Here is a 7544-nt window from a genome sequence, read left to right as displayed (position 1 = left end):
GCCCCGGCTCCCGAGTTCAATGACTCGGGAGCCGGGGCTTTTTTGTGTTGTCCCCACGGCGCCCATCAGACAGGACGGGTACCCGCCGGACCGGCCGGCCGTAGTGCCCTTGCCGCCGTCCTTCTACAGCCGGCCAGCGGCCTTGAGGGCGAGGTAGGCGTCCGCCAACGCGGGGGCGATGTCGGAGGGCGGAGCGTCGACGACGGTGATGTTGTGCCGGGAAAGACGCTGGGCGACGCGGCGGCGTTCAGCCCGGGCCTGCTCGGCGGCCGCGGCCCCGTAAACCGCGTCGACGCTGCCACGGCTCCGGGTCAGTTCTTCGATGCGGGGGTCCGCCACGGAGGCGATGAGGACCTCGTGGCGGTGGGTGAGCTGAGGGAGGACGGGCAGCAGGCCTTCTTCCATCGGCGCGGCGTCGAGCCCGGTGAGGAGGACGACGAGCGAGCGCTGTGTGGCCCGTTGAAGGACCGTGGCGACCAAACCGCGGGCGTCGGACTCGACGAGTTCGGCCTCGAGCGGTGCCATGGCGTTGACCAGGGCGGGGAGCATGTCCCGGGCGGCCCGGCCCTGCACGGAGGCGCGTACGCGGCGGTCGTAGGCCAGGAGGTCGACGCGGTCACCGGCTCGGCCCGCGAGGACGGCCAGCAGCAATGCGGCGTCCATGGCGGCGTCGAGGCGTGGGGCGTCGCCTACGCGTCCTGCGGCGGTGCGGCCGGTGTCGAGGACGACGAGGATGTGGCGGTCGCGTTCGGGGCGCCAGGTACGCACTGCGACGGTCGCCCGGCGTGCGGTGGCCCGCCAGTCGATGGAGCGGGTGTCGTCGCCGGGGATGTACTCGCGGAGCGAGTCGAACTCGGTGCCCTGGCCCCGGATGAGTACGGATGTCCGTCCGTCGAGCTCGCGGAGGCGTGCCAAGCGCGACGGCAGGTGCTTGCGGCTGTGGAAGGGCGGGAGGACCCGGACTGTCCAGGGGACGCGGTGGGAGCCCTGTCGGGCCGCCAGGCCGAGGGGCCCGTAGGAGCGGACGGTGACACGTTCGGCGTGCCGGTCGCCGCGGCGGGTGGGATGCAGGGTGGTGGTGACGCGGCGGCGTTCGGCGGGCGGGACGGTCAGCCGGTGACGGGACGCGGTGACCTCGGTACCGGCGGACCAGCTGCTGGGTGGCCACGCGTCGCGGAGGTGGGCACGCAGCGGGCGCCGGCCGGGGTTGGTCACCGTGAGTACGACTGCCGCCGTTTCACCGAACCGAACTGATGTTTCGCCGGATCGGGTGAAATGGAGCTTTCGTACTGGCGCGGCGAGCGCCACGTCGCACAGAATTCCGAACAGAAGGATGCCTTCGACGAGGAGGATGCCGTTCCAGCCGGGGAGCAGCAGACCGACGGCGAGGGCGCCGAGGGCGGCCAGCAGAGCGGTACGTCCGGTGAGTGCCATGGTCGGTCGTGGCCCTCTCAGCGCGGTACGGGGACGCGGGCAAGGACCGAGGTGATCACCGAATCTGGTGTGGTGCCTTCCATCTCGGCTTCGGGCCGCAACTGGATGCGGTGCCGGAGCGTGGGGAGGGCGAGGGCCTTGACATCGTCGGGGATGACGTAGTCACGGCCGGTCAGCCAGGCCCAGGCACGGGCGGTGGCGAGCAGGGCGGTGGCTCCCCGGGGGGAGACGCCGAGGGTCAGAGAGGGGGATTCACGGGTGGCTCGGCAGATATCGACGATGTAAGCGGTGATGTCGGCGGAGACGGACGTCTTGGCGACGGCGGCCCGGGCGGCGTCGAGGTCGGCAGGGCCGGCGACCGGTCGCAGACCAGCGGAGTCCAGGTCCCGGGGGTTGAAGCCGTCGGCGTGGCGGGTGAGGACGTCGATCTCGGTCTCGCGCGAGGGCAGCGGCAGGATCAGCTTCAGGAGGAAGCGATCCAACTGGGCCTCGGGAAGCGGATAGGTGCCCTCGTACTCGACCGGGTTCTGCGTCGCCGCGACGAGGAACGGCTCGGGCAGCGGCCGCGGGATGCCGTCGACGGACACCTGGCGCTCCTCCATGGCCTCCAGGAGGGACGCCTGGGTCTTGGGCGGAGTGCGGTTGATCTCGTCGGCGAGCAGCAGGTTGGTGAAGACGGGGCCCGCCTGAAAGGAGAATTCGGCGGTGCGGGCGTCGTAGACGAGGGAGCCGGTGATGTCGCCGGGCATCAGATCGGGGGTGAACTGGACCCGCTTGGTCTCCAACTGGAGGGAGGCGGCCAGGGCGCGTACGAGAAGGGTCTTGGCGACCCCGGGGACCCCTTCGAGGAGGACGTGACCCCTGCAGAGCAGGGCCACGACCAGGCCGGTGACGGCGGGGTCCTGGCCGACGACGGCCTTGGCGATTTCGGCGCGCAGGGCCTCCAGGGAGGCACGGGCGCTGTCGGCGGTCGGGGCGGCGCTCACGGGGTTGCTTTCCTCTCGTTGAGAAGGACGCGGCGTTCCAGTGCGTCGAGATCGTCGGCGAGACGCAGCAAGGCCGCGTCATCGGGGGGAGGCGGGCCGTGGAGCAGGCTGTGCGAGTCGACGGCGGCGTCGTCAAGGTGGGCGGCCACCGCGGCGGGCAGGACGGTCGCGTCGTGGGCCTGGGCCGGAGGGACGCCGACCAGCGGGGCCAGCCGGTCGCGTGCGGCGGTGCGCAACACCTCCGCGGCGCGGTCGCGGGCCCGCCCGTGGCGGTAGAGGCGGGCACGCCCCTCCGTGGCCTCCGCGGCACGGACGGTGGCAGGCAACCGCTCGGCGACGACGGGGCCGAGGCGGCGGGCGCGCCAGAGGGCCGCGAGGGCGGCGGCGATGAACAGCTGGAGGACGGCCCAGGTCCAGCCGTCGGGGATCAGGTCGAGGAAGCTCTGCCGACCGCCGTCGAAGGCGGAGGCGTCGGCGAGGGAAGGGAGGTACCAGACGAGCTTCGGGCGGGTGCCGAGGATCTGCAGGGCGAGCGAGGCGTTGCCCTGCTCGGCGAGGTTCTCGTTCTGCAGGAGTGCGCGGGTGCCGAGGATGACGGTGTCGCCGCCGTTGGCCGCGGGGATGCGCAGCAGGGTGAAGTCACCCGGGGCGTCGGGATAGCAGCGGTCTGCGTCCCGCGAGGACGTCTGGTAGCCGCCGCCTCCCATCTCGGCGGAGCCGGCGGTGCGGGCTGCGGACAGCCCACACCCGGGTTCCAGCACGCGCACGGGGACGGGCCCTGTGTACTGGATGCCCGGGGCGAGCCGTCCGATGGAGGGCTTGCCGGGGGCGAGGAGGATGACGCGGCCGCCCGAGCGGTCCATCACCTCGCCCACCGCGTCCTGCTGACGCCTCGTCAACAGGTCGGGCACGGTGACGAGGAGCGTGGTATCGGGTCCGGCGGCGGCCACGGCCTCGTCGGTGGTGGTGACGACCGTGGTGGTCACACCTTGGTCGTGGAGGAGTTGAGCGACGGCCCGGCTGCCGGACGGGTCGGGAGAGCGGGGGTCGAGTGCGTCATGGTTCTCACCGGAACGCGCGGCGGCGTAGAGGACGCCGAAGACGATCAGGAGGAGGAACGCCGCGAGCAGGGCGCGCGAGCGGGTCCACAGCTGGCCTGCGGTCGGGGAGACCGACGTCGTGGCCGGGGCGGGCGCCGGTGCCGGGGACAGGGTGTCGGTCACGGGCGCGAGCCTCCGGCGGCCCCTGCGCCGCTCTCGGCCAAGCGGGGCTTGGCGCGCTGCACTTCGGTGTCGAGTTCGCAAAGGGCGGCGTAGGCGTCCGGGGTGCCCTGGTGGTCCCCGTAGGTGACGTCGTCGAAGGTGCGGGCCGCGTGCGCGAGGCGGGCGGCGTGGTCGGGGAGGGGGCGGCCCGCCTCGGCGGCGGCCTCGTCCGCGGTCCGGCCGGGGCGCGGGTCGAGCAGGGCCCGTTCCTCCAGGGAGCGCACGATCGCGCGCATCCGTTCCTGGACGGCCTCGCTCCACCTGCCGTGGTGTGCGTGTTCCTCGGCGGCGGCCCGGTGCTCGGCGGCGGTCCTCGGGACGTCGGCGAACAGTTTCGTGCCGGCGGTGGATTGCCCGCGCAGCCTCCCGAGCCGCAACCGCAGGCCGACGGCCAGCAGCACGACCACGATGATGATCGTCACCAGGCCGACGCCGCCTCCGGGGGTGACCCCGGAGGCGGTGTCCATCAGGTGGGCGATCTTCTCCCAGAGCCAGTTCAGGGCACGTGCGAGCAGGCCTGGGTCGTCGCGGTGGTAGATCCCCTTGGACAGTTCGTCCTCGGCCGCCTCACGGGCGGGGCCGCGGGGAATGGTGACCGGTACGTCCTCCCCCGACACCGGCATCAGCCCCCGGCGGCCGCGCTGTTGCCGGGTTCGCCGCTCCCGCCGAGGGCGTCGGCGTGGCCGGGGACACCAGCTGCGCGGGCGAGTTCGATGTCGAGGGCCTCACGGCGGATCCGCTGATCCATGTAGAGCAGGGCGGTAACGCCGGCCTGGATGGGGAAGGTGATGGTGGATCCGATGACGGCACCGATCCCGATGACGATCAGATATGTCCAGCCGAGACCCGCCTGGTTGCCCGAGGCGAAGGCGGAGAGGCCGTCGCTTCCGGCGAGGATGCCCACCACCACGAAGGGAATCTGGATGATCGACGAGACGATGTAGACGAGGATCATGGTGAGCAACTGGATGCCCAGAATGCGCCACCACGAGCCGCGGACCAGCTTCACCGACCGGGCCATCGACTTCAGGACGCCCTGCTTCTCCAACATGAGGGCAGGCGAGGAGAGGCTGAAGCGGATCATCAGCCAGACAACCACGCCGAGGGCGACCACGCCGCCGAAGAAGGCCAGGCCGACACCCGCGGGGGCGGAGCCGGCGGCCGCGACGATGATGCCGGGGACGATGCCGACAGCGAAGATCGCGGCGCCGATCAGAGTGAGCAGCAGCGTCAGCCCGAACAAGCGCGGCAGTTGGCGGCGGGCGTCGGACCACGCCTCGGCCAGGGTCACCTCGCGGCCGAGGACGGCCCGGCTGATGACCATGGTGAGCATCGCCGTGGCGATCACCACCCCGAGCAGGGTGACGACCAGGGCGAGCCCTCCGGCGGCCAGCGTGCCGCCGACGGCGTTCATGACGTCGCTGAACGAGGGGTCGGCCCGGCCGTCCAGCGAGTTGAGCGTCCCGCTGTCGTCGAGCATGAACCCCTGGAGCAGCAGCATGGCGCCTTGCGTCAGCAGCGAGACCGCGAAGGAGATGGTGAGCACGGTGCGCCAGTGCGCGCGCATCGTGGAGACCGCGCCGTCGAGGATCTCGCCGATGCCCAGCGGCCGCAGCGGGATGACACCGGGCTTCGGCGACGGCGGGGCACCCCAATGGGGCTGCTGCCAGCCGGGCGACGGGTTGCCCCAGACCGGGCCGGTGGGCGACGGAGGGACGCCCCAGCCGCCGGCGGTCTTCCACTGGCCGGCGGGGGGCTGCTGCTGGGACCAGTTCTGCGGCGTAGCGTCCTGCGGCGCACCGGGGCCGTCGGCGCGGCCCGGTTCGCCGGAGGGTGAGGATCCGGGCGAGGCCCAGCCCGGAGAGTCGTTCATCGTCGCTCCTTCGCTCTGCGCTACCTACTGGTCCAACGGCGGGACGCTGGCCATCGTGCCATGGGCGAGGCGGGCGTGTACCTGCGGATGCGGAGTGCCGCAACCGTTCAAAACGTGCTGCCGTACACGGCACACTGAGCAGATGGGTGATCAGTACGTGGTAACTCTGGCCAATGATTCCAAGGGCAACCCTGAGGAGCCCCTGCCGGTGCTGCGCTGGGAGGAGCCGCCGGAGGGCCCCGTCCTCGTCCTCCTCGACCAGACCCGGTTGCCCGCCGAGGAGGTCGAACTGGTCTGCACCGACGTGCCCGCCCTGGTCGAGGCCATCCGCGGCCTCGCCGTGCGCGGCGCCCCGCTGCTCGGCATAGCCGGCGCGTACGGCGTGGCCCTCGCCGCCGTCCGCGGTTACGACGTGGACGAGGCGGCCGAATCCCTCGCCCACGCCCGGCCCACCGCCGTCAACCTGGCCTACGGCGTCCGGCGGGCCCTCGCCGCCTACCGGGCCGCCCTCACCGGCGCTGCCGGCGGCGACCCCGAACGCGCCGCGGCGGCTGCACTGGCCGAGGCCCGCAGCCTCCACGCCGAGGACAAGGAGGCCAGCGCCGCCATGGCTCGCCACGGCCTCCAGCTGCTCACCGAACTCCTCCCCGGCGGCGGCTACCAGATCCTGACCCACTGCAACACCGGCGCCCTCGTCTCCGGTGGCGAGGGCACCGCGTTCGCCGTCGCCCTCGCCGCGCACCGCCAGGGCCGGCTGCGCCGCCTGTGGGTCGACGAGACCCGCCCCCTGCTCCAGGGCGCCCGCCTCACCGCCTACGAGGCCGCCCGCTCCGGCATGGCGTACACCCTGCTCACCGACAACGCCGCCGGCTCACTCTTCGCCGCCGGCAACGTCCACGCCGTCCTCATCGGCGCCGACCGCATCGCCGCGGACGGCTCCGTCGCCAACAAGGTCGGCAGCTACCCACTCGCCGTGCTCGCCCGGTACCACAACGTGCCCTTCATCGTCGTCGCCCCCACCACCACCGTCGACCAGAGCACCGCCGACGGTTCGGCCATCGAGATCGAGCAGCGCGCCGGGCACGAGGTCACCGAATCGGCCGGAAACCCGGTGGCGCCGCTCGGTACCCAGGCGTACAACCCTGCGTTCGACATCACACCCGCGGGTCTGATAACGGCAATAGTCACTGAAAACGGCGTGGTTTCGCCGGTCACAGCCGATGCCCTGGCGGCTTTGTGCCCGCATCGTGCTCCAGGTCACGATCAGGTAATGGGATGATGGTCGCTATGAAGGGACGCGTCCTGGTCGTCGACGACGACACCGCACTGGCAGAGATGCTCGGCATCGTGCTGCGCGGAGAGGGTTTTGAGCCGTCGTTCGTGGCCGACGGTGACAAGGCCCTCGCCGCCTTCCGGGAGACCAAGCCTGATCTGGTCCTCCTCGACCTCATGCTCCCCGGACGGGACGGCATCGACGTATGCCGCCAGATCCGGGCCGAGTCCGGGGTCCCCATCGTCATGCTCACCGCGAAGAGCGACACCGTCGACGTCGTCGTGGGCCTGGAGTCCGGCGCCGACGACTACGTCATCAAGCCGTTCAAGCCCAAGGAGCTCGTCGCCCGCGTGCGGGCCCGGCTGCGCAGGGCCGAAGAGCCCACGCCCGAGCAGCTCACCATCGGTGACCTCGTCATCGACGTGGCGGGCCACTCCGTGAAGCGGGACGGCCAGCCCATCGCGCTGACCCCCCTCGAGTTCGACCTGCTGGTCGCGCTCGCCCGCAAGCCCTGGCAGGTCTTCACCCGCGAGGTGCTGCTCGAACAGGTCTGGGGTTACCGGCATGCCGCCGACACCCGCCTGGTCAACGTGCACGTCCAGCGGCTGCGCTCCAAGGTCGAACGGGACCCCGAGCGTCCCGAGATCGTGGTGACCGTCCGAGGCGTCGGCTACAAGGCCGGACCGGGCTGACGTGGTCGGCGCGTACGAGCGTGA

General features: G+C 72.0%; 7 protein-coding genes. 2 read left to right on the top strand and 5 right to left on the bottom strand.

The window, feature by feature from the left end; translation table 11 throughout:
• Positions 1 to 123: 123 nt before the first annotated feature.
• Genes ACRWNP_RS34710 through ACRWNP_RS34690 form a run of 5 tightly spaced genes read right to left on the bottom strand, consistent with a single transcriptional unit; the run spans position 124 to position 5555 of the window.
• Positions 124 to 1434 carry a DUF58 domain-containing protein gene (locus ACRWNP_RS34710; protein ID WP_431968611.1) on the bottom strand — a complete coding sequence of 437 codons (1311 nt, stop codon included), beginning with the start codon at positions 1432 to 1434 and terminating at the stop codon, positions 124 to 126.
• Positions 1435 to 1451: 17 nt separating this feature from the next.
• Positions 1452 to 2420 carry an AAA family ATPase gene (locus ACRWNP_RS34705; protein WP_431968609.1) on the bottom strand — a complete coding sequence of 323 codons (969 nt, stop codon included), beginning with the start codon at positions 2418 to 2420 and terminating at the stop codon, positions 1452 to 1454.
• Entirely contained in the window at positions 2417 to 3643 is a 1227-nt protein-coding gene (locus ACRWNP_RS34700; RefSeq protein ID WP_431968607.1) for a DUF4350 domain-containing protein, read from the bottom strand. Before ACRWNP_RS34700 ends, ACRWNP_RS34705 begins: the two co-directional genes overlap by 4 nt.
• Positions 3640 to 4305 carry a DUF4129 domain-containing protein gene (locus ACRWNP_RS34695; protein ID WP_431968605.1) on the bottom strand — a complete coding sequence of 222 codons (666 nt, stop codon included), beginning with the start codon at positions 4303 to 4305 and terminating at the stop codon, positions 3640 to 3642. The genes ACRWNP_RS34700 and ACRWNP_RS34695 overlap by 4 nt, the downstream gene beginning before the upstream one ends.
• Complete coding sequence (locus ACRWNP_RS34690; RefSeq protein WP_431968603.1) at positions 4305 to 5555, bottom strand: DUF7544 domain-containing protein; 1251 nt, start codon at positions 5553 to 5555, stop codon at positions 4305 to 4307. The genes ACRWNP_RS34695 and ACRWNP_RS34690 overlap by 1 nt, the downstream gene beginning before the upstream one ends.
• Positions 5556 to 5697: 142 nt before the next feature.
• On the opposite strand from ACRWNP_RS34690, the gene mtnA reads away from it, so the two are divergent.
• Both mtnA and mtrA read left to right on the top strand, forming a co-directional pair.
• Complete coding sequence (mtnA, locus tag ACRWNP_RS34685) at positions 5698 to 6834, top strand: S-methyl-5-thioribose-1-phosphate isomerase (RefSeq protein WP_431968601.1); 1137 nt, start codon at positions 5698 to 5700, stop codon at positions 6832 to 6834.
• On the top strand, positions 6831 to 7520 hold the full coding sequence (gene mtrA, locus ACRWNP_RS34680; protein ID WP_078620260.1) for a two-component system response regulator MtrA: 690 nt from the start codon (positions 6831 to 6833) through the stop codon (positions 7518 to 7520). The genes mtnA and mtrA overlap by 4 nt, the downstream gene beginning before the upstream one ends.
• Positions 7521 to 7544 lie beyond the last annotated feature (24 nt).

The organism is Actinacidiphila sp. bgisy160, assembly GCF_965342435.1.
Classification (GTDB): Bacteria; Actinomycetota; Actinomycetes; order Streptomycetales; family Streptomycetaceae; genus Actinacidiphila.
Note: the sequence above shows the minus strand (reverse complement) of the source record. Positions and strands in the feature narration are given on the sequence as shown.

What these genes read in the sequence shown, in the direction of transcription:
- ACRWNP_RS34710 (WP_431968611.1), bottom strand. Translation starts at nt 1,434, where the DNA reads ATGGCACTCACCGGACGTACCGCTCTGCTGGCCGCCCTCGGCGCCCTC.
- ACRWNP_RS34695 (WP_431968605.1), bottom strand. Translation starts at nt 4,305, where the DNA reads ATGCCGGTGTCGGGGGAGGACGTACCGGTCACCATTCCCCGCGGCCCC.
- ACRWNP_RS34690 (WP_431968603.1), bottom strand. Translation starts at nt 5,555, where the DNA reads ATGAACGACTCTCCGGGCTGGGCCTCGCCCGGATCCTCACCCTCCGGC.
- mtnA (WP_431968601.1), top strand. Translation starts at nt 5,698, where the DNA reads ATGGGTGATCAGTACGTGGTAACTCTGGCCAATGATTCCAAGGGCAAC.
- mtrA (WP_078620260.1), top strand. Translation starts at nt 6,831, where the DNA reads ATGATGGTCGCTATGAAGGGACGCGTCCTGGTCGTCGACGACGACACC.